This window comes from Thauera sp. JM12B12, assembly GCF_039614725.1.
GTDB lineage: Bacteria > Pseudomonadota > Gammaproteobacteria > Burkholderiales > Rhodocyclaceae > Thauera.
Map to the genome: position 1 here is coordinate 689,817 of NZ_CP154859.1, position 15,859 is coordinate 705,675.

Annotated in this window: 15 protein-coding genes; 14 read left to right on the forward strand and 1 reads right to left on the reverse strand. The window is 68.8% G+C overall.

Annotated features, from left to right (window positions below):
* Positions 1-101: 101 nt before the first annotated feature.
* The 14 genes from AAG895_RS03030 to AAG895_RS03095 all read left to right on the forward strand — a co-directional run bounded on the left by AAG895_RS03030 (position 102) and on the right by AAG895_RS03095 (position 14,599).
* On the forward strand, positions 102-1,283 hold the full coding sequence (locus tag AAG895_RS03030; RefSeq protein ID WP_345794090.1) for an isovaleryl-CoA dehydrogenase: 1,182 nt from the start codon (positions 102-104) through the stop codon (positions 1,281-1,283).
* 14 nt (positions 1,284-1,297) lie between these two features.
* Positions 1,298-2,905 (forward strand): carboxyl transferase domain-containing protein, encoded by a 1,608-nt coding sequence (locus tag AAG895_RS03035; RefSeq protein ID WP_345794091.1) that lies wholly within the window; start codon positions 1,298-1,300, stop codon positions 2,903-2,905.
* Positions 2,906-2,923: 18 nt separating this feature from the next.
* A complete protein-coding gene (locus tag AAG895_RS03040; protein ID WP_345794092.1) occupies positions 2,924-3,715 on the forward strand; it encodes an enoyl-CoA hydratase/isomerase family protein in 792 nt (263 codons plus the stop codon).
* 67 nt (positions 3,716-3,782) lie between these two features.
* Positions 3,783-4,460, forward strand: a complete 678-nt coding sequence (locus AAG895_RS03045) for a DUF4126 domain-containing protein (RefSeq protein WP_345794093.1) — start codon at positions 3,783-3,785, stop codon at positions 4,458-4,460.
* Between the two features lie 57 nt (positions 4,461-4,517).
* Positions 4,518-6,518 carry an acetyl/propionyl/methylcrotonyl-CoA carboxylase subunit alpha gene (locus AAG895_RS03050; RefSeq protein ID WP_345794094.1) on the forward strand — a complete coding sequence of 667 codons (2,001 nt, stop codon included), beginning with the start codon at positions 4,518-4,520 and terminating at the stop codon, positions 6,516-6,518.
* A 234-nt stretch (positions 6,519-6,752) separates the two neighbouring features.
* Positions 6,753-8,441, forward strand: coding sequence for an AMP-binding protein (locus tag AAG895_RS03055; RefSeq protein WP_345794095.1), 1,689 nt, complete (start codon positions 6,753-6,755; stop codon positions 8,439-8,441).
* A 188-nt stretch (positions 8,442-8,629) separates the two neighbouring features.
* Positions 8,630-9,565 carry a hydroxymethylglutaryl-CoA lyase gene (locus AAG895_RS03060; protein WP_345794096.1) on the forward strand — a complete coding sequence of 312 codons (936 nt, stop codon included), beginning with the start codon at positions 8,630-8,632 and terminating at the stop codon, positions 9,563-9,565.
* A gap of 233 nt (positions 9,566-9,798) precedes the next feature.
* Entirely contained in the window at positions 9,799-9,999 is a 201-nt protein-coding gene (locus AAG895_RS03065) for a DUF1289 domain-containing protein (protein ID WP_345794097.1), read from the forward strand.
* A complete protein-coding gene (locus tag AAG895_RS03070; RefSeq protein ID WP_345794098.1) occupies positions 9,996-10,193 on the forward strand; it encodes a DUF1289 domain-containing protein in 198 nt (65 codons plus the stop codon). Before AAG895_RS03065 ends, AAG895_RS03070 begins: the two co-directional genes overlap by 4 nt.
* Positions 10,190-11,110: an MBL fold metallo-hydrolase gene (locus tag AAG895_RS03075; protein WP_345794099.1), complete on the forward strand. Its 921-nt coding sequence runs from the start codon at positions 10,190-10,192 to the stop codon at positions 11,108-11,110. Before AAG895_RS03070 ends, AAG895_RS03075 begins: the two co-directional genes overlap by 4 nt.
* Positions 11,111-11,248: 138 nt before the next feature.
* Positions 11,249-12,697 carry an alanine/glycine:cation symporter family protein gene (locus AAG895_RS03080; protein WP_345794100.1) on the forward strand — a complete coding sequence of 483 codons (1,449 nt, stop codon included), beginning with the start codon at positions 11,249-11,251 and terminating at the stop codon, positions 12,695-12,697.
* 90 nt (positions 12,698-12,787) lie between these two features.
* Positions 12,788-13,684 carry an RNase adapter RapZ gene (gene rapZ, locus AAG895_RS03085; RefSeq protein WP_345794101.1) on the forward strand — a complete coding sequence of 299 codons (897 nt, stop codon included), beginning with the start codon at positions 12,788-12,790 and terminating at the stop codon, positions 13,682-13,684.
* A complete protein-coding gene (locus tag AAG895_RS03090; RefSeq protein ID WP_345794102.1) occupies positions 13,681-14,070 on the forward strand; it encodes a NusG domain II-containing protein in 390 nt (129 codons plus the stop codon). The genes rapZ and AAG895_RS03090 overlap by 4 nt, the downstream gene beginning before the upstream one ends.
* Positions 14,051-14,599, forward strand: a complete 549-nt coding sequence (locus AAG895_RS03095) for a Gx transporter family protein (protein WP_345794103.1) — start codon at positions 14,051-14,053, stop codon at positions 14,597-14,599. Before AAG895_RS03090 ends, AAG895_RS03095 begins: the two co-directional genes overlap by 20 nt.
* A gap of 201 nt (positions 14,600-14,800) precedes the next feature.
* On the opposite strand, the gene AAG895_RS03100 is transcribed toward AAG895_RS03095, so the two are convergent.
* On the reverse strand, positions 14,801-15,685 hold the full coding sequence (locus AAG895_RS03100; protein ID WP_345794104.1) for a dienelactone hydrolase family protein: 885 nt from the start codon (positions 15,683-15,685) through the stop codon (positions 14,801-14,803).
* Positions 15,686-15,859 lie beyond the last annotated feature (174 nt).

Sequence of the window (15,859 nt, forward strand, 5' to 3'; positions counted from 1 at the left end):
TCGACCCATCCCCGGGCAGGCGCCGTCCATAATGGATTTTCCGCGTGGGTCCGCCACGCTCTGCCCGCTGCGCCAGGACAACCTCGAGAAGGAGACACCCCATGAACGTGCCCAGCCTGAACTTCAACCTCGGCGAGACCATCGACGCCCTGCGCGACACCTTGCAGGCCTTCTGCGCGGCGGAGATCGCGCCGCGCGCGGCCGAGATCGACCGTGTCAATGAGTTCCCCGCCGACCTGTGGAAGAAGCTGGGCGACCTCGGCGTGCACGGCATGACGGTGAGCGAGGAATACGGCGGCACCGACATGGGCTACCTCGCCCACATCGTGGCGATGGAGGAGATCTCGCGCGCGTCCGCTTCGGTGGGCCTGTCCTACGGTGCGCACTCCAACCTGTGCATCAACCAGATCCGCCGCAACGGCACCGAGGCGCAGAAGCAGAAGTACCTGCCCAAGCTGATCTCGGGCGATCACGTCGGTGCGCTGGCGATGTCCGAGCCCAACGCCGGCTCGGACGTGGTGTCGATGAAGCTGCGCGCCGACCGCAAGGGCGACCATTTCGTGCTCAATGGCGCCAAGATGTGGATCACCAACGGCGGCGACGCCGACACCCTGGTGGTCTATGCCAAGACCGACATCAATGCCGGCCCCAAGGGCATCACCGCCTTCATCATCGAGAAGGGCATGAAGGGCTTCACCTGCGGCACCCACCTCGACAAGCTCGGCATGCGCGGCTCCAACACCTACCCGCTGTTCTTCGACGACGTCGAGGTGCCGGTCGAGAACGTGCTCGGCGGCGAGGCCAACATCGGTCGCGGCGTGCAGGTGCTGATGTCCGGACTCGACTACGAGCGCGCGGTGCTGTCGGGCGGCCCGCTCGGCATCATGGCGGCGTGCATGGACGCGGTTGTGCCCTACATGCACGAGCGCAAGCAGTTCGACACCCCGATCGGCGAGTTCCAGCTCATGCAGGGCAAGATCGCCGACATGTACTCCACCTGGAGCGCCTGCCGCGCCTACGCCTACGCCGTGGGCCAGGCCTGCGACCGCATCGACCACGCGCGCACGCTTCGCAAGGACGCGGCCGGCGTCATCCTCTACACCGCCGAGAAGGCGACCTGGATGGCGGGCGAGGCGATCCAGGCCCTGGGCGGCGTGGGCTATACCAATGAATATGCAGTCGGCCGCCTGTGGCGCGACGCCAAGCTGTACGAGATCGGCGCCGGCACCAGCGAGATCCGCCGCATGCTGATCGGCCGCGAGCTGTTCTCCGAAACCCGCTGAGCGGAGCCCCTGCGATGAGCGTGATCAAGTCCAGCATCAACACCCGCAGCGAAGACTTCCAGGCCAACGCCGCCAGCCTGCGCGCCCAGGTCGAGGACCTGCGCGCCAAGGCGGCCCAGGTCAGCCTCGGCGGCGGCGAGTCGGCACGTGCCAAGCACACCGCACGCGGCAAGCTGCTGCCGCGTGACCGCGTCGGCCACCTGCTCGACCCCGGCACCCCCTTCCTCGAGGTCGGCCAGATGGCGGCCTACGGCATGTACGACGACGAGGCGCCGTCTGCGGGTGTGATCACCGGCATCGGCCGCGTGCAGGGCGTCGAGTGCATGATCGTGGCCAACGACGCCACGGTGAAGGGCGGCACCTACTACCCGATGACGGTCAAGAAGCACCTGCGCGCGCAGGAGATCGCCGAGCAGAACAACCTGCCCTGCATCTACCTGGTCGACTCGGGCGGCGCCTTCCTGCCCAAGCAGGACGAGGTCTTTCCCGACCGCGACCACTTCGGCCGCATCTTCTTCAACCAGGCCAACATGTCGGCCAAGGGCATCCCGCAGGTCGCGGTGGTGATGGGTTCCTGCACCGCAGGTGGCGCCTACGTGCCAGCGATGTCGGACGAGACCGTCATCGTCAAGAACCAGGGCACGATCTTCCTTGGCGGTCCGCCGCTGGTGAAGGCGGCGACCGGAGAGGTGGTGAGTGCCGAGGACCTGGGCGGTGGCGATGTCCACACGCGCCTGTCCGGTGTGGCCGACCATCTGGCCGAAAATGACGCCCATGCGCTCTACATCGCGCGCCGCATCGTCTCCAACCTCAACCGCACCAAGCCGATCAGCTTGGCGCTCGGGCAGGGCGAGGCGCCGCTTTACGACCCGGAAGAGATCTACGGCATCATTCCCTCCGACACCCGCAAGCCCTTCGACGTGCGTGAAATCATCGCCCGCGTGGTCGATGGCTCGCGCTTCGACGAATTCAAAGCACGCTACGGCACGACCCTGGTGTGCGGCTTTGCCCAACTCCACGGCTACCCGGTGGGCATCGTCGCCAACAACGGCATCCTGTTCGGCGAGTCGGCGCAGAAGGGCGCGCACTTCATCGAGCTGTGCGGCCAGCGCGGCATCCCGCTGCTGTTCCTGCAGAACATCACCGGCTTCATGGTCGGGCGCAAGTACGAGAACGGCGGCATCGCCAAGGACGGCGCCAAGATGGTGACTGCCGTGGCGACCGTGCAGGTGCCCAAGATCACCATGCTCATCGGCGGCTCCTTCGGCGCCGGCAACTACGGCATGTGCGGCCGCGCCTACTCGCCGCGCTTCCTGTGGATGTGGCCGAATTCGCGTATCAGCGTGATGGGCGGCGAGCAGGCGGCGAGCGTGCTGTCCACCGTGCGCCGCGACGGCATCGAGGCCAAGGGCGGCAGCTGGAGCAAGGACGAGGAAGAAGCGTTCAAGGCGCCGATCCGCGAGCAGTACGAGTTCCAGGGCCATCCCTACTACGCCACCGCGCGCATGTGGGACGACGGCGTGGTCGATCCGGCGCAGTCGCGGCGCATCCTGGGATTGAGCCTGTCCGCCGCGCTCAACGCGCCAATCCAGCCGACCAAGTTCGGCGTGTTCCGGATGTAAGCGGGGCGGAGGAGACAAATGAGCTACGAGACCCTGGAAATCGTCCGCGAAGCCGGCGTGGCGACGATCTGGATGAACCGTCCGGACGTGCACAACGCCTTCAACGCGCAACTGATCGCCGACCTCACCACCGCCTGCATCGCGCTCGATGCCGATGATTCGGTGCGCGCAGTGGTGCTCGCCGGGCGGGGAAAGAGCTTTTCCGCCGGCGCCGACCTCAACTGGATGAAGGCCGCCGGCGAGGCGAGCGAGGCGGAGAACTTCGCCGACGCGATGAAGCTCGCCGGCATGCTGCGCACGCTGGCCGAGATGAAGAAGCCGACCATCGCGCGCGTGCACGGCGCGGCGCTGGGCGGCGGCATGGGGCTGGCGAGCGCCTGCGACATCTGCATCGCGGGGGACAAGGCGGTGTTCGCGACCTCCGAGGTCAAGTTCGGGATCATCCCGTCGGCGATCAGCCCCTACGTGATCCGCGCCATCGGCGAGCGCCAGGCCACCCGCTACTTCCAGACCGCCGAGCGCATCAACGCCACGCGCGCGGCCGCGCTGGGTCTGGCGCACGAGGCGGTGGCGGGCGAGGAACTGGACGCCAAGGTGGCCGAGGTGGTCGAGGCCCTGCTGCAGGGCGGCCCGAAGTCGCAGGCCGCGGCCAAGGACCTCATCCGCGCGGTGGCCAACCGGCCGGTGAGCGACGCCGTGGTGGAGGACACCGCGCGCCGCATCGCCAGCCTGCGCGCAACGCCGGAGGCGAAGGAAGGCCTTGCCGCCTTCCTCGACAAGCGCCCCGCGGGCTGGATCGCGCAGCGCTGAGGCGCGCACCGGGCACGACTGCACAGGTAGCGTGCGCTGAACGTTCTGCATGTCGGGGGAGACCGCCGTGGACGCCTATGCGTGGAGCAGCTGGCCGACCGAGCTCACCGCGCTGCTCGACTGGAGCGGCCTGCCGCTCGACATGGCCTCGCTCGCCGCGCTGGCGGCCGGCCTGGGCTGGGCGAGCGGCTTGCGACTGTACGCGCTGGTGTTCGTGCTCGGGTTCCTGGGGCGCTTCGGCGGCGTGCAGCTGCCGGGTGGGCTGGAGGTGCTGACCCATCCGCTGCTGCTCGGGGTGTCCGGGGTGATGCTGCTGGCGGAGTTCTTCGCCGACAAGCTGCCCTGGGTCGATTCGATGTGGGACGCGGTGCATACCTTCATCCGCATCCCGGCAGGCGCGGCGCTCGCGGCTGCGGTGATGGGCGATCAGGGCGGTGCGCTGCAGGTGGCGGCGGCGCTCGCCGGCGGCACGCTGGCGGCGGGCACGCATTTCGCCAAGGCGGGGGCGCGCGCGGCGATCAACACCTCGCCCGAACCGGTGAGCAACGTCACCACCTCGCTCGGCGAGGACGCGCTGTTCGCCGGTGGGCTGTGGATGCTGCTGCAGGAGCCGCTGTGGTTCCTGGGGGCGCTGGTGGTGTTCGTGGTACTGGCAGTGGCGCTGATCGTGATCCTGTGGCGCTTCCTGCGGCGCGTGTTCCGGCCGCGGCTGCGACCGACGCATCCCGAGTTGCCCGCGCCGTGATGATTGCAAAGACCGCAAAGACAGATTTCTGAATTCCGACAAGAAACTGGAGACGACATGTTCGACAAGATCCTGATTGCCAACCGTGGAGAGATCGCCTGCAGGGTGATCAAGACCGCCCGCCGCATGGGCATCAAGACCGTCGCGGTGTATTCCGAGGCCGACGCCAGCGCCCGCCACGTGCGCCTGGCCGACGAGGCCGTGCTGATCGGTCCGGCGGCCGCGCGCGAGTCCTACCTGGTGATCGACAAGATCATCGCCGCGGCCAAGGCCACCGGCGCCCAGGCCATCCACCCCGGCTACGGTTTCCTGTCCGAGAACGAGGACTTCTGCCATGCCTGCGAGCGCGAGGGCATCGTCTTCATCGGCCCGCCGGTGTCGGCGATCCGCGCCATGGGCTCGAAGTCCGAGGCCAAGAAGCTGATGGAAGCGGCGGGTGTGCCGCTCACCCCCGGCTACCACGGCGACGACCAGGATCCCGCATATCTGCACCAGCAGGCCGACGCCATCGGCTACCCGGTGCTGATCAAGGCCGCGGCCGGCGGCGGCGGCAAGGGCATGCGCCTGGTGGAGAAGTCGGAGGACTTCATCGACCTGCTCGCCTCGTGCAAGCGCGAGGCGATCTCCAGCTTCGGCGACGACCACGTGCTGGTCGAGAAGTACATCACCAAGCCGCGCCACATCGAGATCCAGGTCTTCGGCGACACCCACGGCAACGTGGTGTACCTGTTCGAGCGCGACTGCTCGGTGCAGCGCCGCCACCAGAAGGTGCTGGAAGAGGCACCCGCGCCCGGCATGACGCTCGAACGGCGCGCGGCGATGGGCAAGGCCGCGGTCGATGCGGCCAAGGCGGTGGGCTATGTCGGCGCGGGCACGGTGGAGTTCATCGCCAACCAGGACGGCTCCTTCTACTTCATGGAGATGAACACCCGCCTGCAGGTCGAGCACCCGGTGACCGAGATGATCACCGGGCTGGACCTGGTGGAGTGGCAGTTGCGCGTGGCCTCGGGCGAGAAGCTGCCGCTGGCGCAGGAGCAGCTGCAGATCCGCGGCCATGCGCTCGAGGCGCGCATCTATGCCGAGGATCCGGCCAAGGGCTTCCTGCCCTCCACCGGCAGGCTGGTGCACCTGGCGCCGCCGGCCGAATCGCTGCACGTGCGCGTTGATACCGGCGTCGAGGAGGGCGACGAGATCAGCCCGCACTACGACCCGATGATCGCCAAGCTGATCGTGTGGGACATCAACCGCGACCGCGCGCTCGCCCGCATGCTGCAGGCGCTGGCCGACTACCGCGTGGTGGGGGTGGCCAACAACATCGAGTTCCTGTCGCGGCTTACCGCCTGCCCGGCGTTCTCCGGCGCCGACCTCGATACCGGTCTCATCGAGCGCGAGAAGGCCTACCTGTTCCCGAGCGAGGAGGGCGTGCCCGACGAGGTGCTGCAGATCGCCGCGCTCGCCGAGCTGCTACGCGAGGCGGCGCTGGCCGACAAGCGCGCCCAGCGCACCGCGGACGCGCGCTCGCCCTGGCACGCCCGCGACGGCTGGCGCATGAACGCCACCGCGCGCCGCACGCTGCTGTTCCGCCATGGCGAGGCCGACCGCGCGGTCGAGGTCGCTTACCTGCCCGGTGCCTACCGGCTGACGATCGATGGCCGCAGCGTGGAGGCGCGCGGCGAGCTCAACCCGCGCGGCCTGCTGCGCGTCGAGCTCGACGGCACGCGCATGGACGCCACGGTGATCGCCGCCGCCGGCCGCCGCCACGTCTTCGCCAAGGGCCGCGCCTGGCAGCTCGCCGCGGTCGACCCGCTGCACCACGGCGGCGAGGGCGGCGGTGCCGAGGGCGGCCTGCTGGCGCCGATGCCGGGCAAGGTCATCGCCCTGGTCGCCGCCGAGGGCGCGAAGGTGGAGAAGGGCGCGCCGCTGCTGATCCTGGAGGCGATGAAGATGGAGCACACCATCACCGCGCCTGCGGCCGGCACGGTCAAGGCCTTCCGCTTCGGCGTCGGCGACCAGGTCGGCGACGGCGCCGAACTGGTGGAATTCGAAGCTGCCGCCTGACGGGGTAGCCCCAGGGGCAGCAGTCTTGGTGTGGGAGCGGGCTTGCCCGCGAAAGCAGCGGCTCAGACCGCCAGGTTCGCGGGCAAGCCCGCTCCCACAAAGCCCCGGCCCCGACGCTAGCCGCGCCACCGCAGGCTTCCCTCGTCGAGGGCGACTTCAGCAATCGAACAGATCGCCGCTGCAGCCGTGTGAGCGGCGATGCAACAGAACAAGAAAGGTCGTGAGGAGCGAGTCATGAGCAGTGCAAGCTACGTCCACGGTGCGTCCGACAAGCAGCTGATCGGCCAGACCATCGGCCGCTTCTTCGACGACGCCTGCGCCCGCCACGCCGAGCGCGAGGCCCTGGTGGTGCGCCACCAGAACGTGCGCCTCACCTACGCGCAGCTGAAGAGCCGCGTCGACGCGCTCGCCTGCGGGCTGATGCGCCTCGGCCTGGCGCCGGGCGATCGCATCGGCATCTGGTCGCAGAACAACATGGAGTGGGCGCTGACCCAGTTCGCCACCGCCAAGGCCGGCCTGGTGCTGGTCAACATCAACCCCGCCTACCGCCGCGCCGAGCTCGAGTACGCGCTCAACAAGGTGGGCTGCCGCGCGCTGGTGCTGTCGCCGGCCTTCAAGACCAGCAACTACCTCGAGATGATCGCCGACCTCGCCCCCGAGCTCGGCCACTGCGAACCTGGCCTGCTGCGCAGCCACCGCCTGCCCAGCCTGGAGATGGTGATCCGCATGGGTGCGGACAGCTCGCCCGGCATGCTCAACTTCGACGACTTGCTGCGCGCGCCCAGCCGCGAGGAACTCACCGCGCTCGCCGTGCTGTCCGAGAAGCTGCAGTTCGACGACCCGATCAACATCCAGTTCACCTCCGGCACTACCGGCCACCCCAAGGGCGCGACGCTGTCGCACCACAACATCCTCAACAACGGCTTCTTCGTGGGCGAGGCGATCAAGCTCGTGCCGGGCGACCGCCTGTGCATCCCGGTGCCGCTGTACCACTGCTTCGGCATGGTGATGGGCAACCTCGGCTGCCTCACCCACGGCGCCACCATGGTGTATCCCGCCGAGGCCTTCGAGCCGCTGGCGGTGCTGGAGGCGGTGGCACAGGAGCACTGCACCGCGCTCTATGGCGTGCCGACGATGTTCATCGCGGCGCTCGATCATCCGCGCTTTGCCGAGTTCGACCTCGCCAGCCTGCGCACCGGCATCATGGCCGGCAGCCCGTGCCCGATCGAGGTCATGAAGCGGGTGATCGGCAAGATGAACATGGCGGAGGTGACGATCGCCTACGGCATGACCGAGACCTCGCCGGTGAGCTTCCAGAGCGGCACCGACGACCCCATCGACCGCCGCGTGTCCACGGTCGGCCGCATCCAGCCCCACCTGGAGGTGAAGATCGTCGACACCGAGGGCCGCATCGTGCCGCGCGGCCAGGCCGGCGAGCTGTGCACCCGCGGCTACTCGGTGATGCTCGGCTACTGGGACGACGAGGCCAAGACCCGTGAGGCGATCGACGCCGGCGGCTGGATGCACACCGGCGACCTCGCGGTGATCGACGACGAGGGCTACTGCAACATCGTCGGCCGCATCAAGGACATGGTGATCCGCGGCGGCGAGAACATCTACCCGCGCGAGATCGAGGAATTCCTCTATGCGCATCCGAAGGTGCTCGACGTGCAGGTGGTCGGCATCCCCGACCAGCGCTTCGGCGAGGAACTGTGCGCCTGGATCATCGTGCGCGAGGGTGAGCGCCTCACGGAGGATGAGGTGCGCGCCTATTGCCAGGGCCAGATCGCGCACTACAAGATCCCGCGCTACATCCGCTTCGTCGACAGCTTCCCGATGACGGTGACCGGTAAGATCCAGAAGTTCCTGATCCGCCAGCGCATGAAGGAAGAACTCGGGCTCGACGAGACGAAGACGGCCTGACCTGTACAGTGGGCGTCGGTGTGCCGTGGGAGCGGGCTTGCCCGCGAAAGGGGCCGTCCGAATCGCTGCCTTCGCGGGCAAGCCCGCTCCCACAGGGGCCCGCTCTCCGTGGTCCGGCACCTTGTCCGCAGCACATTTGCGCTGGTATGTGATATCCCAGCCCAGCAAAGTTTGAGGAGACGTAATCGATGGCGAACATCCGCCTCCCCCAATCCGTCCGCATCGTCGAGATGGGCCCGCGCGACGGCCTGCAGAACGAGAAGCAGCTCGTCTCCACCGACACCAAGCTCGAGCTGGTGCGCCGCCTCGAGCGTGCCGGGCTGAAGGCGATCGAGACGACCTCCTTCGTGTCGCCCAAGTGGGTGCCGCAGATGGGCGACAACGCCGAGCTGCTGCCGCGCGTGCTCTCCGCTGCCGCGCCCGGCGTCGCCTATCCGGTGCTCACCCCCAACCTCAAGGGCTTCGAGGCCGCGCTCGCCGCCGGGGCGAAGGAGGTCGCGGTGTTCGGCGCCGCCTCCGAGTCCTTCAGCCAGAAGAACATCAACTGCTCGATCGCCGAGTCGCTCGAGCGCTTCCGCCCGGTCACCGAGGCGGCGCACGCGGCTGGCGTCAAGGTGCGCGGCTACGTCTCCTGCGTGGTCGGCTGCCCCTACGAGGGCGCGATCGCGCCGCAGGCGGTGGCGGACGTGGCGGCCACGCTGCGGGACATGGGCTGCTACGAGGTCTCGCTCGGCGACACCATCGGCGTCGGTACGCCGGCCAGCATCGCCCGCATGCTCGAGGCGGTGATGAAGCGCGTGCCGGTGGAGAAGCTCGCCGGCCACTACCACGACACCTACGGCATGGCGGTGGCCAACGTCCATGCGTCGCTGGAGATGGGCGTGGCGGTGTTCGACGCCTCGGTCGGCGGCCTCGGCGGCTGCCCGTATGCAGCGGGCGCATCGGGGAACGTCGCCACCGAGGACGTGGTCTGGTTGCTCAATGGCCTCGGTATCGACACCGGCATCGATCTCGACGCGCTGGTCGACACCGCTGCCTGGATCAGCGCCCAGCTCGGCCGCGAGCCGGCGTCGCGCGTGGCGCGGGCGGTGCTGGCCAAGCGTGCCAAGGCGGCTTGCGCTTGAACAGGGCAATTCGCGGGCAAGCCCGCTCCCACGCGCCCGTGCGTGGCGAACCTGCTGTGGGAGCGGGCTTGCCCGCGAACATGGCCGCCTGGCATGGCGATGCGCCGCGCAAGCCGCCAAGTTTGCCCGACCGTTGCCTGTCGTGCTTCGCTGCGGCTCGTTCATAATCGAGCCTGCAATCAACGAGGCCGCGCGCACGAACGCGCAGCCCGCAACCGACAGAGAGCGTTTCCATGAGTGTTCCTTCCCCCTGCATCAATATCTGCCGCATGAGCCCCGACACCGGCTGGTGCGAAGGCTGCCAGCGCACGATCGACGAGATCACGCGCTGGAGCCGCACCACCGACGATGATCGCCGCAGCATCCTCGCCGCCGTGACCGAGCGCCGCGAGTGGTTGGGCGAGTCCGGCCACGCCGTGGAGTCGCGCGCATGAGCGGCGACGCGCTCTGTGTCGGCGTGTGCATGATCGACTGGGATTCGGGCGTGTGCCTGGGCTGTGGGCGCACCGCGGACGAGATCAATGGCGTGCCGGTCGCAGCGCCGCCCGAAGCCTTGCAGCCCGCGACCGACCAGCCTGCGGTGCTGCCGCCCAATGTCGCCGCGCAGGTCGGGGAGGGCAGCGATTGAGCGCGCGGCCCCGCCTGCCCGACACCATCGAGGTCCTCGAGCGCGGCTGGCTGTCGGCTAACAACGTGCTGCTGTTCGACGGCGCCGATGCGGCCCTGGTCGATTCCGGCTATGTCAGCCATGCCCCGCAGACGGTGGCGCTGATGCGCGCGGCGCTCGACGGCCGCCGGCTCGGGCGGCTGATCAACACCCATTCGCACTCGGATCACATCGGCGGCAACGCCAGCGTGCAGCGCGCCTTCGGGTGCACCATCACCGTGCCGGTGGGCATGGAGCGCGCGGTCACGCACTGGGACGAGGCGGCGCTGCTGCTGAGCACTGCAGCCCAGTCCGGCGAGCCCTTCCAGGTCGACGCCACGCTCGCACCGGGTGATCGCTTCGTCGCCGGAGAACTGGAATGGCAGGCGATCGCCGCCCCGGGCCATGACATGGACGCGCTCGCCTACTACAACGCCGAGCGCCGCATCCTGATGTCGGGCGATGCATTGTGGCGCGACGGCTTCGGCATCCTGTTCGCCGACGTGCTCGGTACCGGCGACGGGCTGGGCGAGGCGCGGCGCACGCTGGAAGGCATCGGCCGGCTCGCGGTCGATGTGGTGATCCCCGGCCACGGCGCGCCCTTCGCCGAATTCGACGACGCGCTCGAGCGTGCCTTCGCCCGCCTGCGCGCCTTCGAGGCCGACGGCGCGCGGATGGCGCGCAACGCCATCCGCGCCTGCATCACCTTCAAGCTGCTCGATGTGCGCAGCATGGCGCTCGACGAGCTGCCGCGCCACCTCGACGAGACCCCGCTGTACCGCGAAGCCAACCAACGCTTCATCGGCCTGGCCCCGGATGCGCTCGCCGCCTGGCTGGTGAAGGAGCTCGAGCGTGCCGGGGTGGCGCGGCGGGAAGGGCGGGCGCTGGTGGTTGCCTGACGTGATTGAATCCCGTCCGGTCTTTGTTCACCTTCGCTCGGTGGCTGCCGCGACGGCTCGAGCGCCTGCAGCCAAGCCTTAGCATCGATCTGCAACAAGCGGATACAATCGCGCTTCACTTTTCCCGGAATTCCCAACATGCAAGAAACCGTCGACTGGATCAACGGCTGGGTCTGGAGCCCGGCCCTTGTCTATCTCTGCCTGCTGGTGGGCCTCTACTTCTCGATCCGCACGCGCTTCATGCAGGTGCGCCACTTCGGCGAGATGGTGCGGGCGATGTTCCGCGGCCGTAGTTCGGAAGCGGGCGTGTCGTCCTTCCAGGCCCTGACCATCGCGCTTTCGGGCCGGGTGGGTACCGGCAACATCGCCGGCGTGGCCACCGCGATCGGCTTCGGCGGTCCGGGCGCCATCTTCTGGATGTGGATGGTGGCCTTCCTCGGTGCCGCGACTGCCTACATCGAGTCCGCGCTCGGCCAGATCTACAAGGTCGAGCACCACGGCCAGTACCGTGGCGGCCCGGCCTACTTCATCGAGAAGGGCCTGGGCTGGCGCGTGTATGCGATCGTGTTCGCGGTCGCGACGATGATCGCCTGCGGCGTGCTGCTGCCCGGTATCCAGACCAACAGCATCGCGGCCAGCATGGAGAACGCCTTCGGCGTGGCGCCGGCGGTCACCGGCACCATCATTGTCATCCTGCTCGGTCTGATCATCTTCGGCGGCGTGCGCCGCATCGCCCAGGTCACTCAGGTGGTCGTGCCCTTCATGGCGCTCGGCTACATCCTGGCCGCGGCCGTGGTGGTTGCGCTCAACGTGGAGAAGGTGCCCGAGGTCATCCGCCTGATCGTGTCCTCGGCCTTCGGCCTGGATGCCGGCTTTGGCGCGATGATCGGCCTGGCCATCCAGTGGGGCGTGAAGCGTGGCGTGTATTCCAACGAAGCCGGCCAGGGCACAGGCCCGCATGCGGCGGCGGCGGCCGAGGTTCCGCACCCGGCGGCGCAGGGCCTGGTGCAGGCTTTCTCGGTATATATCGACACCTTGTTCGTGTGTTCGGCCACCGCCTTCATGATCCTGATCACCGGCACCTACAACGTCACCGGCGCGGACGGGCAGCAGGTATTCACCGGCCTGGCCAACATCGCCGCGGGCACCGGCTTCACCCAGGCCGCGATGGAGCAGGTGCTGCCCGGCTTCGGTGCGGTGTTCGTGGCGGTGGCGCTGTTCTTCTTCGCCTTCACGACGGTGCTGGCCTACTACTACATTGCCGAGACCAACCTCGCCTACCTTACCCGCAACCTGCGTTCCGAGGCGCTGATCTTCGTGCTGCGGGTGGCGCTGATCGGCTCCGCGCTCTATGGCTGCGTGCGTACGAGCGACCTTGCCTGGGGGCTGGGCGACATCGGCGTGGGCATGATGGCCTGGCTCAACCTGTTCGCCATCCTGGTGCTGCAGAAGCCGGCGCTGCTGGCGCTGAAGGACTATGAGGCGCAGCAGGCCAAGGGGCGTCTCGAGCCGCAGTTCGATCCCCGTCCTCTCGGCATCGAGAACGCCGAGCTGTGGGAGCGGATCGCCGACAAGCGCAAGGCCTGATCGCCGCCAACGCAGGCCCGGCCTGCGCGCAGGACCTGCCCGCCGACGCTGCGCTATAGTGTCGGCGGGCTTTTTATTCACGAAGGACCCATGCAGATCGTACTCATCAGCGGCCTCTCCGGATCGGGCAAGAGCATCGCCCTCAACGTGCTGGAGGACGCCGGCTACTACGTGGTGGACAACCTGCCGGCCGCGCTGCTGCCGCAGCTCGTCACCCACCTGCGCGGCGCCGGCTGGCGGCGGGTGGCGGTCGCGGTGGACATGCGCTCGGGGGTGAGCATCGCTGCCTTGCCGCAGCAGGTGGAGAGCCTGCGGGCGATGGTGCGAGACCTGCGATTCATCTTCCTCGAGGCGCGTGACGATGCGCTGATCGCGCGCTTTTCCGAAACCCGCCGCCGTCACCCGCTGGCGATCGACGACGTCAGCCTGGAGGAGGCGATCCAGCGCGAGCGCGAGGCGCTCGAAAGCATCGCCGAACTCGGCCATCGCATCGACACCAGCGACCTGCATCCCAACACGCTGCGTGCCTGGGTCAAGGACTTCATCCAGATGCCCTCGACCGAAGGCATGACGCTGATGTTCGAGTCCTTCGGCTTCAAGTACGGGATTCCGCTCGATGCCGACCTCGTCTTCGACGTGCGCTGCCTCCCCAACCCGCACTACGATCCGCGCCTGCGTCCGCTCACCGGGCGCGACCAGCCGGTGATCGCGTTCCTCGAGAAGATCCCCGAAGTCGCACGCATGGCGCAGGACATCCACCAGTTCGTCGCCAACTGGCTGCCGGCCTACCTGCGCGACAACCGCAGCTATCTCACTGTGGCGATCGGTTGTACCGGCGGCCAGCACCGTTCGGTGTACCTCGCCGAGTGGCTGGCAGCGCGCTTCCGCGACCAGCTCGACGTGATCGTTCGCCATCGCTCTGCGGCGCGGCGTGCGGCCGACCGCGCGGCGGGCAGCCATGAATCCGGGGGCGGAACCGCGCAGTGAGTTTCGAGTGGTCGCAATGGCGGGCGCTGCTGCGTCCGGGTGATCTCGTCATGGTCGCGCTCGGCCTGCTGGTGTGCGCCCAGGCGGTGTGGACCCTGTGGCGGGGTGGCGAGCCCGATGGCGCGATCGTCCGGGCCGGCGGGCGGGTGGTGGCGGAGGTGGATCTTGCGCGCGCGCGCACGATCGAGGTGCCCGGGCCGCTCGGCGTCACCGTGATCGAGGTCCAGCCCGGCCGTGCGCGCGTCGCATCCGATCCCGGCCCGCGCCAATACTGCGTGCGCCAGGGCTGGCTCACGCAGGCGGGCGCGGTGGCGATCTGTGCGCCCAACGAAGTCAGCCTCAGCCTCAGCGGTCGCGCCGCGGACTATGACTCCCTCAACTATTGAACTGACGCCCACCGCGGAGGACCGCCGCATTGCCCGCCACGCTGCGGCGGCGATCGTGCTGACGGTGGCCGAGGCGGCGATTCCGCTGCCGCTGCCCGGTGTCAAGCCCGGGCTGGCGAACATCGTGACCCTGGTGGTGCTGGCGCGCTGGGGCTGGCGCGAGGCGGTGTGGGTGTCGCTGCTGCGCGTGCTGGCGGGCAGTCTGCTGCTCGGCCAGTTCTTCGCACCCGGTTTCTTTCTCAGCCTGTCCGGCGCGCTCGCCAGCCTGGTCGTGCTCGGCTTCGCGATGCACCTGCCGAGGCGCTGGTTCGGGCCGGTCAGCCACAGCATCCTGGCCGCCTTCGCCCACATCGGTGCGCAGCTGGTGGTGGCCCGGCTATGGCTGGTGCCGCACGATGGCGTGTTCTATCTGTTGCCGGTGTTTGCGTTGGCGGCGGTGGTGTTCGGGCTGGTCAACGGTCTGGTCGCCGCCCGCCTGCTGGCCGAGCTGCCCTCGCCGCCGGGCGGGGCAAAGGCGCCGGAACGCTGAGCGACCGTCGCCGTCCAATCTGGCACGGCGGGCGGTTCGAACTGCCCGCGCGACCTCGGGAGGACACATGCGCGGACGTTGGTGGCGGTGGCTGAGCGCCGTGCTCGCGGTCATCTGCGGCCTGGCCTTTGGCTGGGTGGCGGGAACGGGGCTGGTGCAGGCGGCGCCGACGGTGGTCGGCACCGCCGGCGCGACGCACGTTCAGCTGCGGTGCTGCGCGAACCAGTCCAGCAGCCGCTTCCAGCCATCCTCGGCCTCCGCCTTGCGGTAGCTCGGCCGGTAGTCGGCATGGAAGGCGTGCGGCGCATCGGGATAGACGTGGATGGTACTGGCGCTGCCGGCGCTCTTGAGCGCATCGCCCATCATCTCCACGTCGGCGAGCGGTATGCCCTGATCCTGGCCGCCGTAGAGACCGAGCACCGGCGCGTGCAGTGCCGCGGCCACGTCGATCGGGTGCTTCGGGGTGAGCTCGGAGGGGGTGCCATCCAGACGGCCGTACCAGGCCACGCCGCACTTCACCTTCGGGTTGTGCGCGGCGTACAGCCAGGTGATGCGCCCCCCCCAGCAGAACCCGGTGACCGCCAGCCAGTCGGGGGCGCCGCCCTGGTTTGCCGACCACGCCGCGCAGGCGTCGAGGTCCGCCATGACTTGGGCGTCCGGCACCTTGGAAACGATCGCCTGGAGGATCTCGCCGACGTTGTCGATGGTGCGCGGGTCACCCTGGCGGAAGAAGAGCTCGGGCGCGATCGCCAGATAACCCTGATGGGCAAGGCGGCGGCAGACATCCCGGATGTGTTCGTGCACACCGAAGATCTCCTGCACCACCAGCACCACCGGCAGTCTGGAGCCGCTTGCGGGACGGGCGTAATAGACCGGCAGGGCGCCGCCCTCTACCGCCACGGTGGCTTCTCCGGCACGCAGTCCGGCGCTGTCGGTGGCGATCACCGTGCTCGCGTGCACCGGCTGCACGGCGAGCGCGAATCCGGCGGCGGCGAGGGTCGTGACGAAGCCGCGGCGATCGAGGCGCGCGGCGGGCAGCAGGCTGTCGAACTGTTGGCGATCGGTGGCCGTTTCCATGGTCTTCATGCGTCTGATCTCCTCTGGTCTCTGGTCGGTGTGGAGCCGCGGTGGCGCGCTCACCGCTGCCGGGTCATGGGCGCGGCGGCGTTGCCCTCATCGCTGCAGCCTCATGATGACCGCCTTTCGTTCCAGGGCGTTCCATGCGAGGCGCGATAAAGTAACATCGGTCCCCTGAGAACT

Excerpts from the sequence above, each read along its gene's own strand:
- AAG895_RS03030 (WP_345794090.1), top strand. The coding sequence starts at position 102 with ATGAACGTGCCCAGCCTGAACTTCAACCTCGGCGAGACCATCGACGCC.
- AAG895_RS03035 (WP_345794091.1), top strand. The coding sequence starts at position 1,298 with ATGAGCGTGATCAAGTCCAGCATCAACACCCGCAGCGAAGACTTCCAG.
- AAG895_RS03040 (WP_345794092.1), top strand. The coding sequence starts at position 2,924 with ATGAGCTACGAGACCCTGGAAATCGTCCGCGAAGCCGGCGTGGCGACG.
- AAG895_RS03050 (WP_345794094.1), top strand. The coding sequence starts at position 4,518 with ATGTTCGACAAGATCCTGATTGCCAACCGTGGAGAGATCGCCTGCAGG.
- AAG895_RS03055 (WP_345794095.1), top strand. The coding sequence starts at position 6,753 with ATGAGCAGTGCAAGCTACGTCCACGGTGCGTCCGACAAGCAGCTGATC.
- AAG895_RS03060 (WP_345794096.1), top strand. The coding sequence starts at position 8,630 with ATGGCGAACATCCGCCTCCCCCAATCCGTCCGCATCGTCGAGATGGGC.
- AAG895_RS03065 (WP_345794097.1), top strand. The coding sequence starts at position 9,799 with ATGAGTGTTCCTTCCCCCTGCATCAATATCTGCCGCATGAGCCCCGAC.
- AAG895_RS03070 (WP_345794098.1), top strand. The coding sequence starts at position 9,996 with ATGAGCGGCGACGCGCTCTGTGTCGGCGTGTGCATGATCGACTGGGAT.
- AAG895_RS03080 (WP_345794100.1), top strand. The coding sequence starts at position 11,249 with ATGCAAGAAACCGTCGACTGGATCAACGGCTGGGTCTGGAGCCCGGCC.
- rapZ (WP_345794101.1), top strand. The coding sequence starts at position 12,788 with ATGCAGATCGTACTCATCAGCGGCCTCTCCGGATCGGGCAAGAGCATC.
- AAG895_RS03095 (WP_345794103.1), top strand. The coding sequence starts at position 14,051 with ATGACTCCCTCAACTATTGAACTGACGCCCACCGCGGAGGACCGCCGC.
- AAG895_RS03100 (WP_345794104.1), bottom strand. The coding sequence starts at position 15,685 with ATGAAGACCATGGAAACGGCCACCGATCGCCAACAGTTCGACAGCCTG.